Origin of the sequence: Pseudomonas sp. MM211, from assembly GCF_020386635.1 — a bacterium.
Classification (GTDB): Bacteria; Pseudomonadota; Gammaproteobacteria; order Pseudomonadales; family Pseudomonadaceae; genus Aquipseudomonas.
The window spans coordinates 2,320,060-2,346,765 of record NZ_CP081942.1; the positions used below are offsets into that span (position 1 = coordinate 2,320,060).

Annotated in this window: 19 protein-coding genes and 1 pseudogene; 11 read left to right on the forward strand and 9 right to left on the reverse strand. The window is 63.4% G+C overall.

All coding sequences use genetic code 11. The annotated features are described in order from the left end of the window. Positions 1-36: 36 nt before the first annotated feature. Complete coding sequence (locus tag K5Q02_RS10645) at positions 37-1,386, reverse strand: APC family permease (RefSeq protein ID WP_225839019.1); 1,350 nt, start codon at positions 1,384-1,386, stop codon at positions 37-39. Between the two features lie 3 nt (positions 1,387-1,389). Beyond that, positions 1,390-2,184, reverse strand: coding sequence for a methyltransferase domain-containing protein (locus K5Q02_RS10650; RefSeq protein WP_225839021.1), 795 nt, complete (start codon positions 2,182-2,184; stop codon positions 1,390-1,392). 235 nt (positions 2,185-2,419) lie between these two features. Between K5Q02_RS10650 and sbcD the strand changes: the two genes are divergently transcribed. After that, positions 2,420-3,637 carry an exonuclease subunit SbcD gene (gene sbcD, locus K5Q02_RS10655; protein ID WP_225839023.1) on the forward strand — a complete coding sequence of 406 codons (1,218 nt, stop codon included), beginning with the start codon at positions 2,420-2,422 and terminating at the stop codon, positions 3,635-3,637. A gap of 223 nt (positions 3,638-3,860) precedes the next feature. Here sbcD and K5Q02_RS10660 read toward each other — a convergent pair whose 3' ends face one another. The 4 genes and pseudogenes from K5Q02_RS10660 to K5Q02_RS10670 all read right to left on the reverse strand — a co-directional run bounded on the left by K5Q02_RS10660 (position 3,861) and on the right by K5Q02_RS10670 (position 8,477). After that, the gene (locus tag K5Q02_RS10660; RefSeq protein ID WP_225839025.1) at positions 3,861-5,498 is read right to left on the reverse strand and encodes a methyl-accepting chemotaxis protein; all 1,638 of its coding nucleotides are present in this window, start codon (positions 5,496-5,498) and stop codon (positions 3,861-3,863) included. Between the two features lie 291 nt (positions 5,499-5,789). Further along, positions 5,790-6,641: a methyl-accepting chemotaxis protein gene (locus K5Q02_RS24555; protein WP_442963997.1), complete on the reverse strand. Its 852-nt coding sequence runs from the start codon at positions 6,639-6,641 to the stop codon at positions 5,790-5,792. 54 nt (positions 6,642-6,695) lie between these two features. Next, positions 6,696-7,571: pseudogene (locus K5Q02_RS24560) on the reverse strand (cache domain-containing protein); the annotation flags it as partial. A gap of 168 nt (positions 7,572-7,739) precedes the next feature. Beyond that, positions 7,740-8,477: a GntR family transcriptional regulator gene (locus K5Q02_RS10670; protein ID WP_225839029.1), complete on the reverse strand. Its 738-nt coding sequence runs from the start codon at positions 8,475-8,477 to the stop codon at positions 7,740-7,742. 174 nt (positions 8,478-8,651) lie between these two features. Here K5Q02_RS10670 and K5Q02_RS10675 point away from each other — a divergent pair, with 174 nt between their 5' ends. Further along, complete coding sequence (locus K5Q02_RS10675) at positions 8,652-9,479, forward strand: amidohydrolase family protein (RefSeq protein WP_225839031.1); 828 nt, start codon at positions 8,652-8,654, stop codon at positions 9,477-9,479. Positions 9,480-9,512: 33 nt separating this feature from the next. Next, a complete protein-coding gene (locus K5Q02_RS10680) occupies positions 9,513-10,814 on the forward strand; it encodes an SLC13 family permease (RefSeq protein WP_228747504.1) in 1,302 nt (433 codons plus the stop codon). A gap of 115 nt (positions 10,815-10,929) precedes the next feature. On the opposite strand, the gene K5Q02_RS10685 is transcribed toward K5Q02_RS10680, so the two are convergent. The 3 genes from K5Q02_RS10685 to pcaB all read right to left on the reverse strand — a co-directional run bounded on the left by K5Q02_RS10685 (position 10,930) and on the right by pcaB (position 14,960). Beyond that, a complete protein-coding gene (locus tag K5Q02_RS10685) occupies positions 10,930-12,057 on the reverse strand; it encodes a PQQ-dependent sugar dehydrogenase (protein ID WP_225839033.1) in 1,128 nt (375 codons plus the stop codon). Between the two features lie 175 nt (positions 12,058-12,232). Further along, positions 12,233-13,534 (reverse strand): C4-dicarboxylate transporter DctA, encoded by a 1,302-nt coding sequence (gene dctA, locus K5Q02_RS10690; protein ID WP_225839035.1) that lies wholly within the window; start codon positions 13,532-13,534, stop codon positions 12,233-12,235. Between the two features lie 70 nt (positions 13,535-13,604). Continuing rightward, complete coding sequence (gene pcaB / locus K5Q02_RS10695; RefSeq protein WP_225839037.1) at positions 13,605-14,960, reverse strand: 3-carboxy-cis,cis-muconate cycloisomerase; 1,356 nt, start codon at positions 14,958-14,960, stop codon at positions 13,605-13,607. A gap of 112 nt (positions 14,961-15,072) precedes the next feature. Here pcaB and K5Q02_RS10700 point away from each other — a divergent pair, with 112 nt between their 5' ends. From K5Q02_RS10700 to K5Q02_RS10735, 8 genes are all read left to right on the forward strand, one after another. Beyond that, a complete protein-coding gene (locus tag K5Q02_RS10700) occupies positions 15,073-15,810 on the forward strand; it encodes a GntR family transcriptional regulator (RefSeq protein ID WP_225839039.1) in 738 nt (245 codons plus the stop codon). Positions 15,811-15,916: 106 nt separating this feature from the next. After that, entirely contained in the window at positions 15,917-19,330 is a 3,414-nt protein-coding gene (locus tag K5Q02_RS10705) for an AAA family ATPase (protein WP_225839041.1), read from the forward strand. Further along, positions 19,320-19,781 (forward strand): hypothetical protein, encoded by a 462-nt coding sequence (locus tag K5Q02_RS10710; RefSeq protein ID WP_225839051.1) that lies wholly within the window; start codon positions 19,320-19,322, stop codon positions 19,779-19,781. Before K5Q02_RS10705 ends, K5Q02_RS10710 begins: the two co-directional genes overlap by 11 nt. A gap of 133 nt (positions 19,782-19,914) precedes the next feature. Continuing rightward, entirely contained in the window at positions 19,915-21,558 is a 1,644-nt protein-coding gene (locus tag K5Q02_RS10715) for a glucan biosynthesis protein (RefSeq protein ID WP_225839052.1), read from the forward strand. Between the two features lie 96 nt (positions 21,559-21,654). Next, positions 21,655-22,206, forward strand: coding sequence for a YaeQ family protein (locus K5Q02_RS10720; RefSeq protein WP_225839054.1), 552 nt, complete (start codon positions 21,655-21,657; stop codon positions 22,204-22,206). A 69-nt stretch (positions 22,207-22,275) separates the two neighbouring features. Continuing rightward, positions 22,276-23,988, forward strand: a complete 1,713-nt coding sequence (recJ, locus tag K5Q02_RS10725; RefSeq protein WP_225839055.1) for a single-stranded-DNA-specific exonuclease RecJ — start codon at positions 22,276-22,278, stop codon at positions 23,986-23,988. Between the two features lie 165 nt (positions 23,989-24,153). After that, on the forward strand, positions 24,154-24,882 hold the full coding sequence (locus K5Q02_RS10730; protein ID WP_225839058.1) for a tellurite resistance TerB family protein: 729 nt from the start codon (positions 24,154-24,156) through the stop codon (positions 24,880-24,882). A 199-nt stretch (positions 24,883-25,081) separates the two neighbouring features. Then, a complete protein-coding gene (locus tag K5Q02_RS10735) occupies positions 25,082-26,704 on the forward strand; it encodes a methyl-accepting chemotaxis protein (RefSeq protein WP_225839060.1) in 1,623 nt (540 codons plus the stop codon). The last annotated feature ends 2 nt before the right edge of the window (positions 26,705-26,706 follow it).

Sequence of the window (26,706 nt, forward strand, 5' to 3'; positions counted from 1 at the left end):
TAAAAGGCGGGAGGATTGTGTAACACAGATCCCACCTCAGTTCGAACCACTGGGCACCACCTCAGCAGGTCTTTGCAACAGCAGCAGCGGCAATCCGGCAGCAAGCACTACTAGGCCCAGCAGCGCTCCAGCGCCTGCATACAGTGCGCTGGAGAAGAACAGCGCCAGGCAGCTACCGGCGAACAACACCGGCATCAATGGATACAGCGGCACGCTGAACGGCCGTGCGCGATTCGGCTGCAGGCGGCGCAGACGCAGCAGCGAGAGGGCGGTCAGGCACATGAACAGCCAGAACACTGGCGCGGTGTAAGCCACCATGCTCTGCACGCCGTTCTCGCTCAAGGCGCCGAAGAGGATCAGCGGCAGCGTGATCAGGCATTGCACCAGCAGTGCCCGTACCGGGGTTGCTGCGCGGTCGTTCCAGGCGCCGAGCATCGACAGCTGTGGCACGTCCCGCCCCAGCGCGTAATACACCCGCGAGCCGGTGAGGATGGTGGCGTTCAGCGTGCTGATCGCGGTGATGCAGATCAGTACGCTGAGCAGCACGCCGCCCCAGGGGCCAGCGACGATAGTCATCAGGTCGGCACCGATGGCGGTCGACTGGCGCAGGCCCTCGAGGCCGAAGATGTTGATGAACACCAGATTGGCCAGCAGGTACACGGCGGTCACCACCAGCGTGCCGAACAGCAGCACGCGGCTCATGTTGCGCCCCGGGTTGCGCAGCTCGCCGGAGAGATAGGCCGCCTCGTTCCAGCCACCGTAGGTGAGCAGCACGAAGACCATGCCCATGCCGAGCATGCCCGCCAGGTTGCCGCTGGCGTGTGTTTCTAGCGCAGGCACGGCCGCAACCGGCTCGGCCAGTAGCAGACCGGCGAGAATCACCGTGACCAGCGCCACCAGCGTGATGCCGGTGAACAGCACCTGCAGGCGTTTGGATTCGTGGGTGCCGAGGATATTCAGCGCGGTCAGCGCCAGCACCACCAGCGTGGCGTGCCAGGCGCTGCCATATTCACCCAGCGGCAGCAGGCGCTGGGCGTAATCGCCGTAGATGAACGCCACCACGGCGATTGCGCCGGTCTGGATCACCGTGCCCCTGGCCCAGGCGAACAGCAGGCTGACCTGCCGGCCCCAGGCCAGGTTGAGGTAGTGGTATTCACCACCGCGATCCGGGTAGCTGGCGCCAAGCTCCGCATAGCACAGCGCGCCGACCAGCATCACCAGGCCACCGGCCAGCCACAGGCCGATGTACACGAAGGCATTGTCGGCGTGCTGGGCCACTAGCGGCGGGAAGCCGAAGATGCCCACACCGATCACCACGCCGACCAGCATGGCGACGCCGTCGATGACCGACAGGCCGGGTTGTCGTGTCGCTGTGCGTGCGTTCATGACTTAGCTCCGTCGTGCGCTCCAGCCGGTCACCGCGCCTTCGGCGGAAATCGGTTCGATGCGATCACCTTCGACCTGACCGACGTACAGCTTGCCGTCGACCTCGAAGCGCAACTCGGTGCCATTCAGGCGGCCGCGCAGGTTTTCCTGATGCTGGGTGGTGCCGCTGACTTCCTGGAAGCGCTGCTGCAGGTCGACATTGAAGGTTTCGCCTTCACTCTCGATTTGCCAGTTGCCGGCGATCTTGGCCGGAACTATCCACAGGTAGATGCGTGCCCCTTCGACGATATCGCTGCGATCCGGCTCCCAGTCCTCCATGCTGAAGGCGTGGGAAACCACGCGGGTGCCGGGCTCCAGGGTGTCGAGGATCACCGGCCGCAAGCGCATGTTGACGGAGTTCAGCAGGTACATGGTCAGCACGTCTGCGTCGGCAATGTCCTTCTTGAACAGGTCGCCCTGCTCGAACACCACTTTGTCCGTGACGCCGGCCTGCTGCGCGTTGGCTTCGGCTTCCTCGATGCGCTGCGGGTTGAGGTCGATACCGTAGGCGGCCTTGGCGCCACGATCCTTCACCGCCGAGATGGCGATGCGGCCGTCACCCGATCCGAGATCCACCACGTAGTCATCCGGGCCGACATTGGCCATTTCCAGCATGCGCGCCACCACCGGTTCGGGGGTGGGCACGTAGGGCACGTCGAGGGCGATTGTCTGGGCGTGAGTGGAGGCGCTGTGCAGCAGGCCAAACAGGGCCAGCGCAGTGGCGCACAGAGAGAGGGGGCGGGCGGACGCGGTGCTCATCGGCGGATACTCCTCAGCGGGATCGGTAAGGGGAGGGGGAACGATTTTCCGACCGAGGTCTTTGCGCCAGGGTTCGACCCGTGAAATGACCCGTGCCGGTGGATTCGCCGCAAATTCCCCCTGAGCGCAGGCAGCACGGCGCCTGCGGCGAGTGTTACCTGATGTGAAACCATTGCCTTGGCAGCGCCGAAAAGGCATGGTGGCCAGATTTTTCAGTCACGGGATCGGGCCATTCATGCGCCTTCTGCACACCTCCGACTGGCACCTGGGCCAGCACTTCATGGGCAAGACGCGCCAGGCCGAGCACCAGGCGTTCTGCACCTGGCTGATCGAGCAGGTGCGCGAGCACGACGTGCAGGTGGTGCTGGTCGCCGGGGACATTTTCGACACCGGCTCGCCGCCCAGTTATGCCCGTGAGCAGTACAACCATTTCGTCGTCGCCCTGCGTGACACCGGCTGCCAACTGGTGGTGCTCGGCGGCAATCATGATTCGGTGGCGATGCTCGGCGAGAGCCGCACCTTGCTGGCCCAGCTCGGCACCCGGGTGATTCCCGGTGTCGGCGTTCACCTGCAGGATCAGTTGCTGTTGCTCGCTGGCGCCGATGGCCAGCCGGCGGCGCTGCTCTGTGCCATTCCCTTCATCCGCCCGCGTGATGTGTTGCGCAGCGAGGCGGGGCAGAGCGCGGTGGACAAGCAGCTGTCGCTGCAACAAGCCATCCATGGTCATTATCAGGCGCTCCATGAGCTGGCCCTGGCGCGGCGTACGGAACTGGGCGCGGCCTTGCCGATCATTGCCACCGGGCACCTGACCACCGTTGGCGCCAGTGCCAGCGAGTCGGTGCGGGAAATCTACGTCGGCGCACTGGAAGCCTTCCCGACCTCTTCCTTTCCTGCCGCCGATTACATCGCGCTCGGCCATATTCATCGGCCGCAGAAAGTCGGCGGCCTCGAGCACATCCGCTACAGCGGCTCGCCAATTCCCCTGAGTTTCGACGAAGCCCGCCAGCAGAAGGAAGTGCTCTTGGTGGACGTGGGCGAGGGCGGCTTGCGTGAAGTGCGCGCGCTGCCCGTGCCGCGCTTTCAGGCCCTGCAATCGATACGCGGTTCCCTGAAAACGCTACCTGCTGCGCTTGCCGATGCTGCTATCGACGGCACGCCCGAGCACCCGGTGTGGCTGGAAGTGCAGGTCGAAGGCGACGACTACCTCAGCGACCTGCAGGTGCGCATCGCCGCGTTATGCGAAGGCTTGCCGGTGGAAGTGCTGCGCATTCGTCGCGCTCGCGGCACCGCGGTGGCCAGCCTGCAGGCTGAGCAGAGCACCCTTGATGAGCTGACGCCGGAGCAGGTGTTCGAGCAGCGTCTGCTTGGCGAGACCTTCGAGCCGGATCAGGCGCAGCGGCTGCATGGCCTCTACAACCAGGTGCTGGCTGACCTGCGCGACGAGTCGGCCTGATTCAGACCTGTTTATGATCTTTTAGCCCAGGTTCGTCGATTTTGGCAGCTAGGTGGCGAGAGCAGTCGGTCGCGATCGTGTTTTAGTGGGAGGGGCTTTAGCCGCGATTGTGCCTGCCTAGGCGTAAAGAGCTCGGGGCTAAAGCCCCTCCTACGAATTCGCTCAAAGTCCGCCGTCAAATTGTAGCTGCCGCTTCATGCTCATAAAGGTCATGAACAGACTCTCAGGCCTTGAAGAAACTCACCCGCTCCATCAGGCGGCGTGCCAGAGAAGACAACTCCTGGCTGGCCGCAGACACCTGAGTGGAGCCGGCAGTGGTTTCCACCGTACTGGCGTGGATGCGACTGATGTTCTGGTTGACGTCCTCGGCCACCAGGCTTTGCTGCTGTGCGGCGCTGGCGATCTGCGCGCTCATGTCCTTGATCGCGCCGACCTCCTGGCGAATGCGCTCTAGCGCCTGCTCGGTCGCGGCGGTCTGTTCGACGGTCTTGCGCGCCATCTGACTGCTGGTCTGCATGATCTGCGCGGCGCCGCTGGCGCCGGCCTGGAGTTTTTCGATCATTGCGCTGATTTCTCGGGTCGAGGCCTGGGTGCGGTTGGCCAGGGAGCGCACTTCGTCGGCCACCACGGCAAAGCCGCGGCCATGTTCGCCGGCACGCGCCGCTTCGATGGCGGCGTTCAGTGCGAGCAGGTTGGTCTGGTCGGCAATGGCGGTGATCACCGCGATGATGGTTTCGATGTTGCTGCTGTCGTGGGCGAGTTGCTCGACCCTGTCCGCGGCCGAATCGAGCACGCTGGCCAGCTCCTGAATCGCCTGGCCACCTTGCATCACCAGGTGGCTGCCATTCTCCACTTCCGTGTCGGCGGCGCGTGTTGCCGCTGCAGCAGTGCCGGCGTACCCGGCAACTTCGTTGACCGTTGCAGCCATCTGGTTGATGGCCGCTGCCATCTGTTCAGCCTCTTCGGACTGGGCCTGCAACTGCCGGTTGTTGCTGGCCGAGGTGGCTCGTAACTGATCCGACGACTGATTCAACTCGTTGGCAGCGCTACGCACCTGGCTGATGGTATCGCTCAGACGCGCACTCATGTCCTTGACCGCGCCCATCACGCTGTTCGAGTAGTGGGTCTCGATCTTCTGGTCGAGAGCGCCGCCTGCCAGGCGCTGGATGACCTGGGCTACTTCGTAGGGCTCGGCACCGAGGGTCGAGCGCATCTGGCGGATGATCAGCATCGAAACGATCACGCTGAGCAGAATCGCCACGGTGGTCACCGCCACGATCAGCAGGGCGAAACTGCCGGCCGTTTCGCGCACGCCATCCAGGCTGGTGGTGACTTCCCGTTCCTGCAAGTCGATGAAGGTATTGATGCGCTTCAGCCATTCCAGGTAAGCGGCTGCCACCTCTCGGGATAGCAGCGTTTGCGCACCTTCGATATCACCGGTTTGGCGCAGGCTGATCAGGCGCTGGGTAAGCTCGCGAGTACTGCCCTCGATGGCCTTGATCTGGGTGAGCTGGCGTTGTTCTTCCGCGCTCGAGTTGCTGGCCGCAACCAGCCTGTCGAGGGGCGCGGCGGATTCCTGGTAGAAGGCATTCAGCCGCTCGATGTTCCGCAATTGGCTGTCCAGCGCTGCGGAGTCGCGGGCCAGTACCAGATCGCGAATGGCAATCGCGCGGTCGTGCACACTGCCCCGGAAATTGATGGCGTAGCGTTGCTTGAGGCTGGCACCTTCGCTGACCTCGCTAAGGCTGCTGTCGATGACTTGAACACGCTGAATGCCCACCAGCGCGATCAGAATCATCAGCGAAAGCACCAGACCGAATCCCATTGCCAAACGCTGGGCGATCGTTAACGGTTGAGACATGTGCAGCGTACCTTTAGGAGGGGTGTGGCCACCCCCGTCGAGCGGAGTGAGGTGCATGCGCTGAAGGGCGGCCTGAGGACGCTGAGGCTATTGTTTCTGTACGGGAAAGCAAGCGTTTAATGATGGCTAATTGATGCTATAGCGGGCGTCTATCGTGCATGGCGCCGACGTTTGCAAACGAAGGGGCGGCATTTGCGTTGGTGAGGGGTACGAGCTTCTTAGGCGGTTTCGCTGCGTGAGGTATTCGGCCCGCTGCCGGGCCGAATACACGCGCGATCATTCAGCTCCTAATCAGACGCGGAATTGCCCCAGCAAGCGGCTGAGCTGCTCGGCCAGTTGCTTGAGATGCTGGCTGGCGGCGCTCGACTGCTCGGCCGACTCGGCGGCGCTGTGGGCCAGCCCGGCGGTGTGGGTGACGTTCTGGTTGATGTCGTCGACAACATGGGACTGCTGCAGGGTGGCGCTGGCGATGGAGGCATTGAGCCCGGTCAGGTTGCGCAGCGATTGGGCGATCAGCACCAGGCTTTCGCCAGCCTGGCTGGCCTGTTCGACCGTCAACTGCGACGCCCGGCTGCTGTCGCTGATGGCTTTCACTGCGGCCTCGGAGTTGCCCTGCAGACGCTCGATCATGCCCTGGATTTCCGCGGTGGATTTTTGCGTGCGCTGGGCCAGCAGGCGAACCTCGTCGGCGACCACGGCGAATCCGCGGCCCTGTTCGCCGGCACGCGCGGCTTCGATGGCGGCGTTGAGCGCCAGCAGGTTGGTCTGCTCGGCAATCGAGCGGATGACTTCCAGCACGCCACCGATCTGCGTGCTTTCCGTGGCCAGGGACTGGATCACCGTCACGGCTTTGTCGATGGTGCCGGACAACTGGTCGATCTGTTTCAGGCTGGCGTCGATATTGCGCTGGCCCTGCTTGGCCTGCTCCTCGGCGGTATGCACTTCGCTGGAGGCGTGTTCGGCGTTCTTGGCCACGTCCTGGACGCCGTAGGTCACTTCGTTGACCGCGGTGGCGACCAGTTCCATCTGCTGGGCCTGCTGCTGGCTGTGTTGCTGGGCTGCACTGGAAATATCGCCCAGCGAGCGTGCGGCCTGATCCAGGGAACCTGCGGAGTCGAGTAACTGGCGGATCACCTGGCGCATCTTGCCGGTGAACGCGTTGAAGTGTCCGGCCAAAGCGGCCAGTTCGTCGCGGCCCTGGTCGTCGAGGGTGTGGGTCAGGTCGCCGTCACCGCTGGCGATGTTGGCCATCGCGGTCACTGCCTGCTGCAGGGGCACGGCGATGCTGCGCGAAATCATCACCACCAGGGCGATCAGCAGCAGGGTGGCGGGTACGCCGATGGCCAGGGCGCGCAAGGCCTGGGATTTGAATTCGGCCTGCACATCATCGACGTAGACGCCGGAGCCGATGATCCAGCCCCAGGGCTGGAACAGCTCGACGTAGGAAATCTTCGGCACCGGTTCGCTGCTGCCTGGCTTGGGCCACCGGTAGTTGACCGCACCTGCGCCCTGGGCTCTGGTGATGGCGACCATGTCGTTGAACAGCGCCTTGCCGTCCGGATCCTTGAGCCCGGAGAGGTTCTGCCCTTCGAGCTTGGGGTTGGTCGGGTGCATGATCATGGTCGGCGTCTGGTCGTTGATCCAGAAGTACTCCTGGCCGCCGTAGCGCAACCCGCGAATCACTTCCATCGCCTGCTTCTGCGCCTGTTCGCGGCTCAGGCTGCCGCTGGCTTCCAGCCCTTGATAGTACTTGAGCAGACCGACCGCACTCTGTACCACGTGCTGGGTTTTTTCCGACTTGCCGGCGTACAGGCCGATGCTGATCTGGTTGAGCATGTAGGCGCCGAGCAGCACCAGCATCAGGATCGGCAGCACCATGATGAGCCACAGACGACGGTTTATCGGCAAGCGACGTAAGCTGTTCATGGGCGTATTCCTGATTTGTTTTTGTTGTAAGTGACGCGTCTGCTGCGCGCCCTTTCTTTCAGCACCTGATAGCACTTCGGCAGCACGGCGTAAATCTAAATAATGGGCGGGCCGGATTTTCCCCTCGAAAAATGCCCGAGGCCCCATGGCAGAGGCTCTGCTGGCGACTCAGGCAAGTGCTTGATGGGGCGGAAATTGCCGGTTTTGCTGCGAAAATATCGCGGCGATCAGGCCCAGGCAGGCTGTTGTCGGAAGGGCGTTTCGGGGCGACGAACGGTTCGCGAGGCACCTGCTCATACGCGGCGCCGCGGGTACTCAGCAGATATCGATCTGATAACGGAAGTTATCCGCCGCCGCCCGCGACAGGCGATATTCCAGCGGGCTACGGTCGTAGCCCAGGGCGGTGCGCTCGATGACCACGATGGCGTCACCCTGGCCGATGGATAACGTACGGGCGATCTCGGCGTTTGCCGAACTGACCGTGAGGGTTTCCCGAGCCGAGGCGATGCACTGGCCACATTGCTTCTCGTAGAAGGGGTAGAGCAGGTCGCCGAAGGTATTCGAGTCGATGTCCAGCAGCACGATGAAGCGCGAGGCAGGCAGCCAGATTTCCTCGTGAAACAGGGTGCGGTCTTCGATTACCCGCAGACGTTCCATGCGCAGCACCTGCTCGCCGCTTTTCAGGGCGAGCGCCTTGGCAACCTCCTTGGATGGCTTTTGCAGTGCTTTCGAAAGGATCTGGCTACTGGGAATCTCCCTACCGCCGCTGGCATTCACCTGACGAAAGAAACGCGCCAACGACGCGTCGAAATTCGGCCGGCGCACGAAGGTGCCGCGGCCCTGGCTGCGCAGCAGCAGCCCTTCGCTGACCAGCGTGTCCACTGCCTTGCGCACCGTGCCGATGGCAACGCCATACAGTTTGGTCAGTTCCGCTTCGGTAGGAATCGGTGCGCCGGGCGACCATTCGCCGGCGGCGATCTTGGCCAGCATTTCCTCGCGCAGCCGCTGGTACAGCGGCAGGCGTTCGTCGTATCCGAGGGTCGAGGCGTTCATAGCGTGTTGTTGTCCGGTTGCCACAGGCTGGCGCCACTCTACCACCGGCGGGTCGATTGACAGAATGTCCAAGTCAGATATATGGTCAACTATTCATATATATGACTGGATGTCGTTATAAGAACGGCCAGCCCCGATGCCGGCCTCTACAACAATCGATCAGGTATCTCCTTCATGAGCACTCCCAGCCCTGCCATCACTGGCGTCGACACCCATGCGCACATCTTTCGCCAAGATCTGCCGATGGTCGCCAATCGCCGTTATAGCCCGCATTACGATGCCTTGGTCGAACAGTACCTCGAGCATCTGGATCGTCAGGGCCTGTCCCACGGCGTGCTGATCCAGCCGAGCTTTCTCGGCACCGACAATACGTTCATGGTCGAGGCGCTGCGCCGCTACCCCGAGCGTCTGCGCGGCGTGGCGGTGGTCGACGCGTCGGCCAGCGAAGCGCAGCTGGACGCGCTCGCCGTATCTGGCGTGGTAGGCATTCGCCTGAACCTGATCGGCAAGGCGCTGGAGGATTACACCGGGCCCGAGTGGACGGCGCTTTTCCTGCGCTTGGCGAGCCGCGGCTGGCAGGTGGAAATCCAGCGCGGTATCGATGACCTGGCGCAGATCGTACCGGCCATCGTTGCCACCGGCGTGGACGTGGTGATTGACCACTTCGGCCTGCCGACTGGTGGCATCGACCCGCACAACCCCGGTCATCAGGCTTTCCTGCGTCTGCTGGGTGATTCGCGCGTATGGCTGAAGCTGTCCGCTGCTTACCGCAGCCAGTCCGATCAGGCCCAGGCGGCTACCGTTCTGGCGCAGGTGCGTGAGGCCGCAGGGAGTGTCGAGCGTTTCCTGTGGGGCAGCGATTGGCCCAACACCCAGTTCGAAGATCAGACAGACTACGCCGAGCAGTTCGCGTTGATCGAAGCGCTGTTGCCGGATGCGGCCGAGCGCAAACGGGTGCTGGTGGATAATCCCGCCAGGCTCTTCGGCTTCATCCCCCGCTGATCAACCTCGAACAACAATCAGGAAGCTTCCATCATGATGAGCCTGCTCGTCGTCGCGGCGATCATTATCGCCGTGGCCCTCGGCTACAAGACCAAGATCAATATCGGTCTGTTCGCCATTGCCTTTTCCTACCTGATCGGCTGTTTCGGCATGGGCCTGAGCCCGTCCGAAATCATCGGCATGTGGCCGCTGAAGATCTTTTTCATCATCTTCTCGGTGTGCCTGTTCTACAGCTTCGCGACGGTCAACGGCACCCTTGAGAAACTGGCCGAACACCTAATCTATACCTGCCGCGCGGTGCCGCAACTGATGCCTTTCGCGGTATTCGCCACCGCCGGGGTGATCGCCGCGATGGGCGCGGGTTACTACACGGTCCTGGCGTTCATGGCGCCGATCACCCTGCTGTTGTGCGAACGAACCGGTATGAGCCTGATCATCGGCGGCATGGCGGTGAACTATGGTGCGCTGAGTGGTGCCAACTTCGTCTCCAGCCAGAGCGGCATCATCTTCCGTGGCCTGATGACCAACGCCGGGCTGTCCGAAAGTGATGCCTTCATCAACGCCTTCGGCATCTTTGTCAGCACCCTGATCATTCCGATTGTGGTGATCAGCGCCTTCGTGTTCCTGTCGAAAAATGGCCAGGCAATGAAAGCGTCCACGTTCGTCGCGACAGCGCCGACCCCACTCAATCGCGAACAGCGCATCACCCTCTGGCTGACCCTGGCGATGATGGCCATCGTGCTGGCCGCGCCCATCGCCAATATCGCGATGCCGGATAACCAGACGATTGCCTTCATCAACTCGAAGATGGATATCGGCCTGATCGCCAGCATCTTCTCGGTCATCGCCCTGCTGTTGAAACTGGGTGATGAACGCAAAGCCATGGCCTCGGTGCCGTGGAGCACGCTGATCATGATCTGCGGCGTGGGCATGCTGATTTCCGTGGCGATCAAGGCGGGCACCATCGATATCCTCGCCTCGTGGATCGGCAGCACCATCCCCCCGGTTTTGGTGCCCGTGGCATTCGGCATAATCGCGGCGATCATGTCGATCTTCGCCAGCACCCTGGGTGTGGTCACGCCGGCGCTGTTTCCCATCGTGCTGCCGATTGCCTCGGCCATGGGCATCGAGCCGATGGTGATCTTCATCGCCATCGTGGTGGGCGCCCAGGCCACGTCGATCTCGCCATTCGCTTCTGGCGGCAGCTTGATCCTCGGTTCCTGCACCTCGGAGCAAAGCCGTTCAACGCTGTTCCCGCAGTTGCTGTTCAAGGCTGCGCCCATCGGCTTCGTCGCCGCCCTGGTATTCAACGTGCTGCTGACGTTCGTCTACTGAGGCCTACGGCAGGTAAAAAAAACCGCAGCCTGGCTGCGGTTTTTTATGGGTGAACACCATCATGTAGCCTGGTGTTGAGCGCAGCGATACCCAGGAGGCGGGCCGCGCCGTTTAGCTACTTGGGCTGCAACTCCAGCAGACGACCGCCGCTGCCATCTTCCAGCAGCCAGATACTGCCATCCGGGCCTTGCTCCACTTCGCGGATGCGCGCGCCCATGTCGTAACGCTCGGCCTCGCGGGCGTTGTCGCCGTCGAAGGCGACGCGTACCAGCGCCTGGGAAGAAAGGCCGCCGATCAACCCGGCGCCGTCCCAGCCTGGAAATTTCTCGCCCTGATAGATGACGAATCCAGCCGGCGAGATGACCGGGTTCCAGGTGATCTTCGGCGCTTCGAATTCGGGGCGGGTGTCGTGATCGGGGATTGGCTTGCCGCCGTAGTGATCGCCGTTGGAAACCTCCGGGTAGCCGTAGTTTTCGCCACGCACGATCAGGTTCAGTTCATCGCCGCCAGCCGGGCCCATTTCGTGTACCCATAGTTTGTCCTGGGCGTCGAAGGCGATGCCGAGCATGTTGCGATGGCCCAGCGACCAGACCTGGGCAGCGACGCCGCCCTGATCGGCGAACGGGTTGTCGCCAGGCAGGCTGCCGTCATCGTTCAGGCGCACCAATTTGCCGAGATTGGCTTTCATGTCCTGGGCCGGGGTGAATTTCTGCCGCTCGCTGGAGGTGATCCACAGCTTGCCGTCCGGGCCGAAGGCCAGGCGATGGCCGTAGTGGCCGCTGCCGCTGACTTTCGGCGTTTGCTGCCAGATCACGCTCAGCTCGGTCAGCGCACCGCTGCCGTCGTCGTTGAGCTGCAGCTTGGCGCGGGCCACGGCGGCGCCACGGGTATCGCCATCACCGGCCTCGGCGTAGCTGATATAGACCCAGCCGTTATTGGCGAAATCCGGGTGCAGGATCACGTCCCCGAAGCCGCCCTGGCCGCCATAGGCGACCTCCGGCACACCGGCAATATCGTGGGTCGCGCCGCTTTTCGGGTCGACATGCTTGAGCGCGCCGCGCTTTTCGGTGACCAGCAACGTGCCGTCGGGCAGGAAGGTCATGGCCCAGGGCTCGTCGAGGGTGGCACGGGGTTCGGCGGTGAACGGCCATTGCGCCTGGGGCAGGGCGTCGGCAGCCTGGGCGCTGAGGGTGGCGAGACTGAGTGCGATACCACCGAGCAGGTGGTGGACGGGACGGATCATGGCGAATCTCTCTCCTTAAGGACGGATCTCACACGTTACCCGCGCCTTGCGGGGGCAGCCGGACGTTTTTGTTACGACGCACGTCAGCGTCGCTCCGTTCAAACGAAAAGCCCCGGCTACGCGCATGAAGCGCATAGCCGGGGCCCTGAGACCGCCAGGTTTCAGCGAGCGAGTATCAAAGCGCCGCCTGTGGGCTACGGCCCAGCACGCGCTGATATTCCTCTCTGGCTTCCTGCTCGGAGAACTCACCCGACCACTTGGACACCACCACGGTGGCGACGCTGTTGCCGATGGTGTTGCAGGTGGCGATGGCCATCGACATGAAGCGGTACACGCCGAACAGCAGTGCCAGGCCTTCGACCGGTAGTGAACCGATCGCCGTCACCGTGGCTGCGAATACCACGAAGCTGCCGCCGGAAACCGCTGCCGCGCCTTTCGAGGTCACCAACATGATGGCGAGAATCCCCAGTTGCTGCTCCCAGCTCAGCGGTACGCCATAAGCATTGGCGATGAACAGCACGCACAGCGACATGTAGATCGACGTGCCGTCCAGGTTGAAGGCATAGCCGGTGGGCAGCACCAGGCCGACGCTCTGCTTGGAACAGCCGAACTTCTCGAGTTTCTGCAGCAGGCGTGGCAGGGCGCTTTCCGAGGAGGCGGTACCAATGACGATGAAGATCTCGTCCTTGATGTACTTGAGGAAGCGCCACAGGCTGAAGCCGGAAAGTCGGCAGATGGTTCCCAGTACTACGAAGATGAAGAAAAACACCGCCGCGTAGAACATCAGCACCAGGTTAGCCAGCGACATCAGCACCGCGGTGCCATTGCTGCCTACCGCGTAGGCCACCGAGCCGAAGGCGCCCAGCGGGGCCAGTTTCATGATCAGGTTGATGAACTCGAAGAAGCATTCGGAAATGCGGTTCAGGCCGTCCTCGATCACTTCACGTTTCTCGGCATTGAGCGCCAGCAGGGCGAAGCCGAACAGTACCGAGATCACCAGCACCTGCAGCAACTGGCCACCGGCGAAGGCGCCGACGAAGTTGTCGGGGAAGATGCCATAGATGAAGTCCATGGTCGATTGCGGGGCGTGACCTTTGGCGACCGCCGCCGCGGCAGCCGCCGAGGTGGCACCGCTGGGGTGGGCATCGTGCATGCCGGAACCGATCTCGATCAGGTTGCCCCAGAGCAGGCCGATGGCCAGTGCTAGGGTGGACACCACCTCGAAGTAGATCAGCGCGCGTATGCCTACTTTGCCCACGCGCTTGATGTCGCCCGCTGAGGCGATGCCGTGTACCACGGTGAAGAACACCAGCGGCGCCACGGCGGTTTTGATCAACTTGAGGAAGATGTCGCCGAGAATCTTGAACTTGGCCGCGAGCTCTGGGGCGATGAAGCCGAAGGCGATACCGAGCACCATGGCCGCGATGACCTGGAAGGTCAGGTCGCGATAAAACGGTTTTTTGGCTGTGGATGACATGTCGGAATTCTCAATTGTTGTCTTTATGGTCTTGAGAGGTTTGGGCCTGTCGCCAGGCCCGGGACGGCGATCAGCGGGCGACGCGCCCCTGGCGCTGCAGGGCGCGGTCGACCATTGGCCCGGCCAGGCCGAGGTAGTTGGCGGGATCGGTCAGGCGTTCCAGTTCGGCGCGGGGCAGGTGGTCGGCGACGTCTGGATCGCGCAGCAGGGCCTCGAGCAGGCTGACGTTCTCGTCATTGGCCACGCGGCAGGCGGCGTACACCACGTCATGGGCGACCTGGCGACCGAGCTCCGGTGCCAGCCCCATCATCACCGCCTCGGCGACGATCAGGCCGCGGGTCATGTCCAGGTTCTGACGCATGCGCTCGGTGCGCACGTCCAGCCCGGCGAGCATGAACTTGGCCTGGCCCAGTGAGGCCGCACTGAGGGCGAAGGCTTCGGGAATGGCGATCCACTCCGCCTGCCAGGGGCCGGTGGAGCGCTCGAAGTCCTGGATCATGGCATCGAGCATCAGCCCGGCCTGCTGGCGCACGCCCTTGGCGGCGGCGTACATCAGCTCACAGGAAATCGGGTTGCGCTTCTGCGGCATGGTGCTGCTGGCGCCGCGACCCTTCACGAAGGGTTCGTACACCTCGCCCAGCTCGCTGGTCATCATCATCATGACGTCCAGGGCCACCTTGCCCAGGGAACCGGTCACCAGCCCGAGAAAGTTGAGGGTCTCGGCCAGGCCGTCGCGGGCGACGTGCCAGGTGGCCTGCGGCACGCCCAGCCCCAGTTCCGCCATCAGCGCTTCCTGCACCTCCAGGCCCTTGTCGCCCAGCGACGCCAGGGTGCCGGCAGCACCGGCGAACTGGCCGATCTCGACCCGCGGGCGCAGTTCCACCAGGCGCTCGGCATGGCGGTCGAACATGCTCAACCATACCGCGCACTTGTAGCCGAAGGTGATCGGCAGGGCGTGCTGCAGGTGGGTGCGGCCTGCCATTGGCGTGTCGCGGAAGCGCTGCGCCAGGTCGGCGAGCAGGCCGCGCACGGCCTGGATGTCACGCTCGACGATGGCCAGGGCGGCGCGCACCTGTAGCACCACGGCGGTGTCCATGATGTCTTGGGTGGTGGCGCCCCAGTGCACGTAACGACCGGCGTCACCACAGGTCTTCGACAATTGCTCGACCAGCGGCAGGATCGGGTAGCCGACGATTTCCGTTTCGTGCTGCATCAATGCCAGGTCGAGGGATTCGTAGCTGGCCTTGGCGGCAATGACCTCGGCGGCCTCGGCAGGGATCACGCCGCAGCGGGCTTCGGCGCGGGCAAGTGCGACCTCTACCTCGATATAGCGCTCGATCAGCGCTTTGTCGGAAAACACGTTGCGCATTTCGGCGGTGCCGAACATGTCGCGGAACAGGGCGGAGTCGAAGACGGTGGTGGACATGGGAAAGGATCCTGACTGTTATTATTGATCGTACATTAAAATATGTACGGACATAATAAATACGCCTGCGCTGATACACTGTCAACCGCAACGGATCGGGAGCAGGTGAACGGTGAATCAGGCGCTTTATGCGGTCGTGGCAAGGGATCTGACGGAAAGCATCGTCAATGGGCGCTACCCGGTGGGGTCTCTGCTGCCCACGGAACTGGAGCTGTGCGAGATCTACGGGGTCAGCCGGCACACGGTGCGAGCAGCCATCACTCAGCTCCTCAATCAGGGCCTGGTATCACGCCGCAAGCGCGTCGGTACCCGGGTCGAATCGGCCTCGCCCAGCGGCGGTTACTCGCAATCGCTGGCGTCGGTCGCCGACCTGGTGCACCTGGCGGAAACCCAGATCCGCAGCATCCAGCGCGTGAATCATTTCGTCGCCGATATCGCCGAAGCCAAGCGCCTCGGCCTGCAGCCAGGCGGCCGCTATTTCTGCGTGTCGAGCATCCGCATCGAGGAGGGTCACGCCCATGCCCCGCTGTGCTGGACCGACGTGTACGCCGAGCAGTGCTACGAGGAGGCCATCGAACTGGCCCGTGAGCACCCGGACGAACTGATCTCCGCATTGATCGAAAAGCGCTATGGGCGGCATATCGAGATCGTCGATCAGCAGGTCAAGGCCGTGCTACTCGATGCCGAGCTGGCGAGCAGCCTGAATGCCGAAGTCGGTGCGCCGGGGCTGAAGATCGTTCGTCATTACCGCGACGAGCAGGGCGAACTGGTGGTGGTCTCGGAGACCGTGCACCCGGCTGATCGCTTCACCCTGGTCATGCAGATGAAACGGGAAAAGTCGCAGAGTTAGGCGCGGTCGTGCTGAAACGTCAACTGACCCTAGGGGCTGGCTGCACCCCTGCGGCAACGGTGCCACAATAGCCGTTCTGCCGTGACCCGAGCCCAGTCCCCCGTTCATGAAAATCCTCAGCCTGCGTCTGAAGAACCTCAACTCGCTCAAGGGCGAGTGGAAGATCGATTTCACCGCCGAGCCCTTCGCCAGCAATGGCCTGTTCGCCATCACCGGGCCGACTGGCGCGGGCAAGACCACCTTGCTCGATGCCATCTGCCTGGCGCTGTATCACCGTACGCCGCGCATGGAACGGGTCGGTGGCGAGAATGAGCTGATGACCCGGCACACGGCCGAGTGCCTGGCCGAGGTCGAGTTCGAGGTGAAGGGGCAGGGCTATCGCGCGTTCTGGAGTCAGCGGCGCGCGCGGGATAAATCCGATGGCGCGTTGCAGGGTGCCAAGGCCGAGCTGGCGCGGCTGGATGGAGAGATCATCACCGACAAGCTCAGCGAGAAGCCTCGCGAAGTGGAGCGCCTGACTGGCCTCGACTTCGGCCGTTTCACCAAATCGATGCTGCTGGCCCAGGGCGGATTCGCCGCTTTTCTGGAAGCCTCCGCCAACCAGCGCGCCGAGCTGCTGGAAGAGCTGACCGGTACCGACATCTACGGGCTGATTTCCCAGCGGGTGTTCGAGCAGACCCGCGATGTGAAAACCCATCTCGATCAATTGCGCGCGCGTGCCGAGGGCGTCGAGCTGCTTGGCGACGAGCAGCGCCAAGCCCTTGGTGACGAGGCGGCGCAACTGGTGGTCGCGGAGGGCGAGACGCAGAGCGCGTTCGCCGAAGCGAGCCGACAGCGGCAGTGGCTGACCGATCTGGCGCGCGCCGAGGCGCAGGTCACGACAGCCGCCAGTCAGGTCGAGGCCGCGACCCAGGCCGAACACGAGGCGGCCAGCGAGCTCACGCGCTTGCACAAGAGCGAACCCGCGCAGCGGCTGCAGCCGGCGTATCAGGCCCGGCGCGAGGCTGCCCAAGCGTTGGCGGCCAGTGAAGATCAACAGCGAGCGCATCGTCAGGAACTTGCCGAGGCCAGTGCAGGCCTGCACGCCAACCTGAAGCTGGCAGCGCAGGCCAGTGCTGCGATTGCCCTGGAAAAGTACGAGGCGTTGCAGCGGCTGGGCGATGAATGCCGGGCCCTCGATGTGCAGTTGCAGGCCTCTGCCGACCATGAACGACTGAGCGCCCAGCTCAGCGGCTGGCAACACGCCTTCGAAGCGCGCGATCAGGCACAGCAGGCCATTGCCGCTCTGCAGGTCAAGCAGCAGGTTGGCGCCGATCAATTGCAGCGGTTTCAACTCAGCCTGGGCGATCTTTCCCGGTCGGTGCAAGTTGCCTCTCAGGCCAAGGCCGATGCCGAGCAGCGTGTGGCCGAGGTGGACGAGCGTTGGCAGAAGGCTCTGGCCGGGCGCAGTGAAACCGACTGGCGCAATCACTGGCAGCAGGTGCACGCCCGCGGCAGCGCACTGGAGCAGCTTGGCCAACTGGCCGAGCGACGTAGCCAACTCCGGCAGCAACAGCAGCGTGTTGCGACCGGTCTTGCCCGCCAGCAGCAAGGCCTGAGCGAGCGCGAGGCCGAGCTATTGGCGCTGCGCGAGCGCTACCGCGAGGTGAAACAGCGGCTGACCGATCAGGACAAGTTGCTTGAGCAGGAGCAGCGTATCCAGGCGCTGGAGGCCTACCGCACTCAGCTCCAGGCTGGCGAGGCTTGCCCGTTGTGCGGCTCAACCGAGCATCCGGCCATCGCCGCCTATCAGGCACTAGACGTATCGGCGACCCAGCGCGAGCGCGATGAGGCGCGGCAGACGCTCGAGGCACTGACCGAGCAGGGGCAGAGTCTGGGCAATCAGGTTGCTACGTTGCAGGCCCAGGTGGCGCAAAGCAGGGAACAGGAACAGGAGCTGCAGCGTCAGCTCGATGCGCTGGCCGCTGCCTGGCAGCGTCAGGGCGAGGTGCTCGATCCATTGCCCGATGACGAGCCTGCGCTCGCCGCCGCGCAAACCCGGCAGATCGCTGAGCGCGTCGAGGTCGAGGCTACCCTTAAGCAACTCGATGGCCTCAAACAGGAGCTCGAGCGCGCCCGTCAGGATGTCAACATCAGTACCCAGAAACACGTGGCGGCCCAGCAGCAGTTGGGGTCTGTCGAGCGTGACCGTGATCTGGCCCAGGCGGCTGCGCAGGCACTGGACGAACAGCTTCGGGCGCAGCGGGAGCAGCACGGCCAGGTCGAAGCCGAGCTGACGGCACAATTGGCAGCCTTCAGTCATGCGCTACCCGATGACGGTGCGGCCTGGCTGGCCGATCGCAAAGCCGATGCCGGGCGCTGGCAGGAGGCACAGCAGCGGCGTCAGGCGCTGGCACAGCAGCAGCCAGGCTTGCAGCATCAGGTCGCTGATGCGGATAAACAGGCGCAACAGTGGCAGGCACGCTGGCAGGAAGCGGGCGGCGAACCGCTGGTTGCCGGGTTGCTGAATCAGGCCGCTGCACGCTTCGAGTCGGCCCAGGCGGGCTGGCAGAGTGCAGAGCGACGCTGCCTGGAGTTGCGCATCACCCTGGACGGTTTCGCTCAGCGGCAGCTCGCCTTGAACGAAGCCGAGCAGAGCGCTGCGGCTCATTGGCAGACCGCACTGGAAGGCAGCCCGTTCAGCGATGAAGGCGAGTTTCTGGGTGCCTTGCTCGATGAAAGCCAACGCGAACAACTGCAGGCGCTCAAGCAGCGTCTGGAGAAAGCCCAGACCGAAGCTCGAGCGTTGCATGCTTCCGCCGAGGCGCAACTGGCCGCGCTGCGTACGGAGCCGCAGACCGAACACAGTGCCGAGCATCTGGACGAACAACTACACGCCTTGCAGGCGACATTGAGACAGCTCGGCCAGCGCCAGGGTGAAATTCGCGGGCAGTTGCAGGGCGACGAACAGCGCCGCCTCAATCAGCAGGCGTTGTTCGAGGCCATCGAGGGACAGCGCCGTGAGTACGACAGCTGGCAGCAGCTCAACAGCCTGATCGGCTCGGCCGACGGCGCCAAGTACCGGCGTTTCGCCCAGGGGCTGACCCTCGGCCATCTGGTGCACCTGGCAAACGGTCAACTGCAGCGCCTGCACGGGCGTTACCAACTGGCGCGCAAATCCTTGGGCGAGCTGGAGCTGGAGGTGATCGACACCTGGCAGGGCGATGTGGCCAGGGACACGCGCACCTTGTCTGGCGGCGAGAGCTTTCTGGTCAGCCTGGCCCTGGCTCTGGCGCTGTCCGATCTGGTCAGTCACAAGACGCGCATCGATTCGCTGTTTCTCGATGAAGGCTTCGGTACCCTGGACGGGGAAACCCTGGAAGTCGCCCTCGATGCGCTGGATAACCTCAACGCCAGCGGCAAGATGATCGGTGTGATCAGCCACGTCGAAGCGCTCAAGGAGCGTGTCGCGGTGCAGCTCAAGGTCAGCAAGGGTGTCGGGATGGGCTACAGCAGTCTGGAGAAACGTTATGCGCTTTAGTGTCTTGCTTCTATGTGCCATGGCGGGCCTTGCCCACGCCGAGGATGCACAGAAGGATCATGGCTTGCAGGTGATGGACGAGCGCGGTTGCGTGCTCGGCAACGCGAGCATGCAGGCGCCGACCCTGACGCTGATGGCCGCTGCCTACGGCGAAGCCGAGGCCCGTAAGGAGATGGCGCTGTCGCAGATGAAAAAGGCCCTGGATGCCGGCTGTCCGGTCGATGAGCCTGACCAGGTGGGCCTCTCGGCACTTAATGGCGCCATCCTGTACGGCGAACCGGAGTTGGTGGCCCTGCTGCTTGAGCGTGGTGCCGATCCGCGCCGCAAGATTATCAGCCCGAAGACCACCCTCAACGGCCTCGACTCCTTCGCCTTTCTCGACATGCTTGGCAAACGCGATGGCAAGCGTGATCGCAAGGTCATCAAGGCGTTGCTGGAGGCCAAGCGCTAGGCGTTTCGCCTGTGCCTTTGTGGAAAACACCGTCGGTTGCAAATTCTCCGTGGAACCATGTGGCGGCTAGGGCTATCTGTTGTAGGTCTTTTTTATCGCCTTCGGGCAGATCCCCAACCCATCAGGTACGCCCATGCAAAGACGTAACCTCCTGAAAGCTTCCATGTTGATGGCAGCTTGTGCCGGTCTTCCTGCCGGACTGTTCAGCCTGCGCAGCTTCGCCGAAACCGCTGACGGCAAGGCCGAGCCCTTCGATTTCAAACAGCTGCAGTCTCGCGCCAAGAGCATGGCTGGCCGTGCCTACAAGAGCACCGCCGAGGTGTTGCCCAAGACCCTCGCCGAGCTGACGCCGCAGCAGTTCAACGCCATTCAGTACGACCCGGCGCATTCGCTGTGGAACGAACTGGACGGGCAACTGGATGTGCAGTTCTTCCATGTCGGCATGGGCTTCCGCCAGCCGGTGCGCATGCACGCCGTCGACGCCAAGACCCGGCTCGCCCGCGAAGTGCATTTCCGTCCCGAGCTGTTCGAATACGGCAAGAGCGAAGTGGACGTGGCGCAGCTCAAGGGTGACCTGGGCTTCGCCGGCCTCAAGGTGTTCAAGCAGCCGAACATCGCCAAGTACGATATCGTCTCCTTCCTCGGCGCCAGCTATTTCCGCGCGGTGGACAATACCGGCCAGTACGGCCTGTCGGCCCGTGGCCTGGCAATCGACACCTTCACCGACACGCCGGAAGAATTCCCCGATTTCACCGAGTTCTGGTTCGAAACACCGGACAAGAACGCCACCCGTTTCGTCCTCTATGCGCTGCTCGACTCGCCGAGCGCCACCGGTGCCTTCCGCTTCGATATCGACTGCCTGGAAGACCGCGTGGTGATGGACATCGACGCGCACATCAATGCCCGCAAGACCATCAAACAACTGGGCATCTCGCCGATGACCAGCATGTTCTCCTGCGGCGGACACGAGCGCCGCATGTGTGATTTCGTCGCCACAGCGATTCACGACAGCGACCGCCTGTCCATGTGGCGCGGCAACGGCGAGTGGGTCTGCCGTCCGTTGAACAACCCGGAAAAACTGCAATTCAACGCTTTTTCCGATACCAACCCGAAAGGCTTTGGCCTGGTGCAGTTCGACCATGACTTCAAGTCCTACCAGGACACTGTGGTCTGGTACAGCCGCCGGCCGAGCCTGTGGGTCGAGCCGACCACCCCGTGGGGCGAAGGCAGCATCGATCTGCTGGAGATCCCCACCACTGGCGAGACCATGGACAACATCGTCTGTTTCTGGAATCCCAAGCAGGCCATCGAGCCCGGCACCTCACTCAACTTCGGCTACAAGCTGCACTGGGCTGCGCTGCCACCGGTCAAGCCGACCCTGGCACAGGTACATGCAACCCGCTCCGGCATGGGGGGGTTCACCCTCGGTTGGGCGCCGGGCGAGCATTGGCCGAAAGAGTGGGCACGTCGTTTTGCCATCGATTTTGGTGGCGGCCCGCTGGCCAAGATGGACGCCAAGGCCCAGGTCGAGGTGGTCGTCGAGGCCTCTCACGGCGAGGTCAAGGATTACAGCATTCTTGCCCTTTACCCGGACGTCGAAGGCTTCCGCGCGCAGTTCGACTGGTTCCCGACCAGCGACAGCGTCGAGCCGGTGAACATGCGTGCCTACCTGCGCCGCGTCGACAACAAGGAGGTGCTCAGCGAAACCTGGCTGTACCAGTACTTCCCGCCGGCGCCAGCAGAGCGTCGCTATCCGGACTGGAAAGCCGAGTCCTAACGAGGCAGGGCAGGCGCCCCTTTGGGCGGCGCTCTGCCCACGCTTCCAGCTGGCCTGATAGACTGGCGCACTTTCCCGAATTCCAAGAAGTGCGCAATGGCCCAGCCGTCCACGACCTACAAGATCGATCTCAACCTCACCGATATCGATCGCAGCATCTATGAAAGCCTGCGCTTCACCGTGGCCCGCCATCCCTCGGAAACCGAGGAGCGTCTGGCGGCGCGGCTGATCGCCTATGCGCTGTTCTATCAAGAGCATCTGGCCTTCGGGCGCGGCCTGTCCGACGTCGACGAGCCGGCGCTGTGGGAAAAGAGCCTGGACGGTCGCGTGCTGCACTGGATCGAAGTCGGCCAACCGGACAGCGACCGCATCACCTGGTGCTCGCGCCGTACCGAGAAGTTCAGCCTGGTGGCGTACGGCAACCTGCGCGTGTGGCAGACCAAGTGCCTCGACCCGGTGCGTACCCTGAAAAACATCAATGTTGTCGCCCTGGGGCAGGAAGCGCTGGCCGATCTGTCCCTGGATCTGCCCCGTTCGCTGAGCTGGAGCGTGATGATCAGCGATGGCGAGTTGTTCGTGACCGACGAGCGCGGCCAACACGAAATCCCTATGGAATGGCTGGCCGGCGAGCGAACGCTGGGCAACTGATCCGAGCTGCGCCACGCCTGCGGGCCTGGCGCGCCCCCTGTTTCACTGCAAGAGTAGAATCCGACGTCCATGCGTATCGAGTCCCGCCCGCTTCCCGCTTCTCTGCCCGACCTGGGTAATCTGCCGCCGTTGTTGACCCGCCTTTACGCGGCCCGTGGGGTGCTCTCGGCGGTGGAGCTGGAAAAAGGCCTGGCACGGCTGATTCCCTTCACCCAGCTCAAGGGCATCGATGCGGCGGTGGCGTTGCTGGTCGAAGGGCTGCGCCAGCGTCAGCGCTTGCTGATCGTCGGCGATTTCGATGCCGATGGCGCCACCGCGAGCACCGTCGGCATGCTCGGGTTGCGCATGCTGGGCGCCGCCCATGTCGATTACCTGGTGCCCAACCGCTTCGAGTACGGCTATGGCCTGACCCCGGAAATCGTTGCCGTGGCGCTGACCCGCCAGCCAGAGCTGCTGATCACCGTGGACAACGGCATCTCCAGCATCGAAGGTGTGGCGGCGGCCAAGGCGGCCGGGCTGAAAGTACTGGTCACCGACCATCACCTGCCGGGCCACGAATTGCCCGACGCCGATGCCATCGTCAATCCCAACCAGCCCGGCTGCACCTTCCCGAGCAAGTCGCTGGCCGGCGTCGGGGTGATTTTCTACGTGCTGCTGGCGCTGCGTGCGCGGCTGCGCGAACTGGGCTGGTTCACCGCCGAACGTCCCGAGCCCAACCTGGGCGAGCTGCTCGATCTGGTGGCCCTGGGCAGCGTGGCCGACGTGGTGCCTCTGGATGCCAACAACCGCATTCTGGTGCACCAGGGCCTGGCTCGTATCCGTGCCGGCCGCGCGCGGCCTGGGTTGCGCGCGTTGTTGGAAGTCGCCGGCAAGCAACATGGGCGCATCACCTCGACTGACCTGGGTTTCATTCTCGGCCCGCGCCTGAATGCAGCCGGGCGTCTCGACGACATGAGCCTGGGTATCGAATGCCTGCTCTGCGAGGACGAAGGCCTTGCCCGTGACATGGCCGTGCAGCTCGATCAGTTCAACCAGGACCGCAAGGCCATCGAGCAGGGCATGCAGCGTGAAGCGCTGGCTCAGCTCAAGGATCTGCCCCTGGAAAATCTGCCGTTCGGGCTGTGCCTGTTCGAGGCCGACTGGCACCAGGGGGTGATCGGCATCCTCGCCTCGCGCCTGAAAGAGCGCTATCACCGCCCGACCATCGCTTTCGCCGATGCCGGGGAGGGCCTGTTCAAGGGCTCCGCGCGCTCGGTGCCGGGCTTTCATATTCGTGACGCGCTGGATGCCGTGGCCTCGCGCCATCCGGGGCTGATCAGCAAGTTCGGTGGGCATGCCATGGCCGCCGGCCTGTCACTGCCGGCCGAGCACTTCGAGACCTTCGCCAAGGCGTTCGATGAAGAAGTTCGTCGTCAGCTCTGCGAGGACGACCTGACTGGGCGGCTGCTGTCCGACGGGGTGCTGAGCATCGACGAATTCAATCTGCCGCTGGCCCGCGAGCTGCGTAATGCCGGGCCCTGGGGCCAGCATTTTCCCGAGCCGCTGTTCCACGGTGCGTTCCAATTGGTGCAGCAGCGCATCGTTGGTGAGCGCCACCTCAAGGTGGTGCTGAAGAGCGAGTGCGGCAGCCTGCAACTGGACGGCATCGCTTTTGGCGTCGACCGTGAGGTCTGGCCCAACCCGACCGTGCGCTGGGTCGAGCTGGCCTACAAGCTGGACGTTAACGAATTCCGCGGTCAGGAATCGGTGCAGTTGTTGATCTCTCACCTGGCTCCGCGTTGACGGTCAGTCACCGAGCCCCGACGCCATCTTGAACGTTGCCCACAGGCCGATTGTCTATCTGCCTGTGCGACGCGGCCGTACGCGCAATATCTTGACGCAATCTGTAACCAACGGCGGCCAGGCTTCGCAGTAGATTCGTCTGTTCCTGAACCATTGGAGATCTCCATGAATACGCGCGGCTTGCTCGATCAACTGCTGAAGTCCGGGCAGGAATTGCTGCAACAGAAAACCGGCGGCAAGTCCTCTTCGGGGCTGGGCGGAGCGCTGGGTGGATTGCTGGGCGGCAGCAGTGGCGGCGCCGGCAAAGGCGACAACGGTGGTATCGGCTCGATGCTCAAGGGCGCCGGTGGCGGTGCGGCCCTGGCCATGTTGCTGGGCAACAAGAGCGCCCGCAAGATTGGTGGCAAGGTGATCACTTATGGTGGCCTCGCCGCGCTGGGCGTGATCGCCTACAAGGCCTATGGCAACTGGCAGGCCAAGCAGGCCGGTGCGCCACAGGGCGAGCCGCAGACCCTCGACCGTCTGCCTGCTCCTCAGGTGGAACTGCATAGCCAGGGTATTCTCAAGGCGCTGGTGGCAGCGGCCAAGGCCGACGGCCATGTCGACGAACGCGAGCGCGAACTGATCGAGGGCGAGTTCAGCAAACTGGCCAGCGACAGCGAAACCCAGCGCTGGCTGCAGGCGGAGCTGAACAAACCGCTGGATCCCGCCGATGTGGCACGTTCGGCCACCACGCCGGAAATGGCCGCGGAAATGTACGTCGCCAGCGTGCTGATGGTCGACGAAGAGCACTTCATGGAGCGCGCCTATCTGGAAGAGCTGGCCCGCCAGTTGAAGCTCGACCCCGCACTCAAGGCCGAACTCGAAGCCCAGGTTCGCCAGGATCTGCAGTAACCCCGCCGCATCGTGCTGCCGACGGTTCCACGCCGTCCGGCAGCATATTTCTTCCTCCCCCTGACACTCAAGCGCCTGTTGCTACAGTAAATAGGCCTGTCTTGCTTGCGCTGTAAGCGCAACGCCCATAGAGTCCGGCGCATGACCTGTGGGCGCTGCTCGCAGGCTTCATTTAGAGTCTCGGCAGATGGGGTTGAATGTGAAGAACTGGACTGTTCGCCAGCGTATCCAGGCAAGTTTTGCGATCATCATCGCGATCATGCTGTTGATGGCCGCGGCATCCTTCGAGCGTCTGCTCAAGGTCGATGGCGGGGCGAAGCGCCTGCTGGACGATGCCATGCCCGGCATGTTCCACATCACCCAAGTGCGCAGTGCCTGGACGGATCTGTTCCACCAGACCATCGTGCAGGTAAGCATCAGGGAGCAGCACACCCTCAGCGACGCCGACCGTCAGCTGATCAAGGGCGCCAGCGACAAGCTGGTCGCGTCTCTTGCCGATTACCGGGCCACTATCCGCGATAACAGCGACCGTAGTGCGCTCGAGGCCTTCGAGCAGACCCGCGAATTGTTCGGCCAGCAGCAGGCCAGCGTGCTGGCTGTATATGACGAGGGGCGTTCCGTCGAAGCCAGGGCCCAGTTGGCCGGGCAACTGACCGATACCTGGAATGTGGGGCGTACCCAGCTCACCTCGATGATCGAACTCAACCGCGACGTTGCCTACTCCTCGGCTGAAGGCATTGTTTCTGCAGTCGACCGTGCCGAATTGAGCATGGCTATTTCGGTACTGCTGGCGATCATTGTTGCCTTCGTCTGCGGCTACTTCCTGATGCAGGCGATTACCCGTCCGGTGCAGCAGGTGGTGCACACTCTGCAAGCGCTGGCCAGTGGCGACCTGACCGCGCGCCTGAACCTCGGGCGCCGCGACGAATTCGGCGCCATCGAAACCGGTTTCAACGGCATGGCCGAAGAGATCAAGACCCTTGTCGCGCAGGCGCAGCGCTCGTCGGTACAGGTCACCACCTCGGTGACCGAGATCGCCGCCACCTCCAAGCAACAGCAGGCCACCGCTACGGAAACCGCCGCCACCACCACGGAGATCGGTGCCACGTCCCGGGAGATTGCCGCCACGTCTCGCGATCTGGTGCGCACCATGACCGAGGTGTCCGGCGCCGCCGAACAGACCTCGACCCTGGCCGGGGCAGGGCAGTTGGGCCTGGCCCGCATGGAAGACACCATGCATCACGTGATGAGCGCCGCTGAACTGGTCAACGCCAAGCTGGCGATCCTCAACGAGAAGGCCGGCAACATCAATCATGTGGTCACCACCATCGTCAAAGTCGCCGACCAGACCAACCTGCTGTCGCTCAACGCCGCCATCGAAGCGGAGAAGGCCGGCGAGTACGGCCGTGGCTTCGCGGTGGTCGCCACCGAAGTGCGTCGCCTGGCCGACCAGACTGCCGTCGCCACTTACGATATCGAGCAGATGGTGCGCGAAATCCAGTCGGCGGTTTCCGCCGGGGTGATGGGCATGGACAAGTTCTCCGAGGAAGTGCGCCGCGGCATCGGCGAAGTCGGCCAGGTCGGCGAGCAGCTCGCGCAGATCATTCATCAAGTGCAGGCCTTGGCGCCGCGTGTGCTGATGGTCAATGAAGGCATGCAGGCGCAGTCCACCGGTGCCGAGCAGATCAATCAGGCACTGGTGCAGCTCAGCGAAGCCTCGTCGCAGACCGTCGAGTCGCTGCGCCAGGCCAGTGCATCGATCGACGACCTCAATCTGGTGGCGAACGGTTTGCGTAGCGGCGTCAGCCGCTTCAAGGTCTGAGC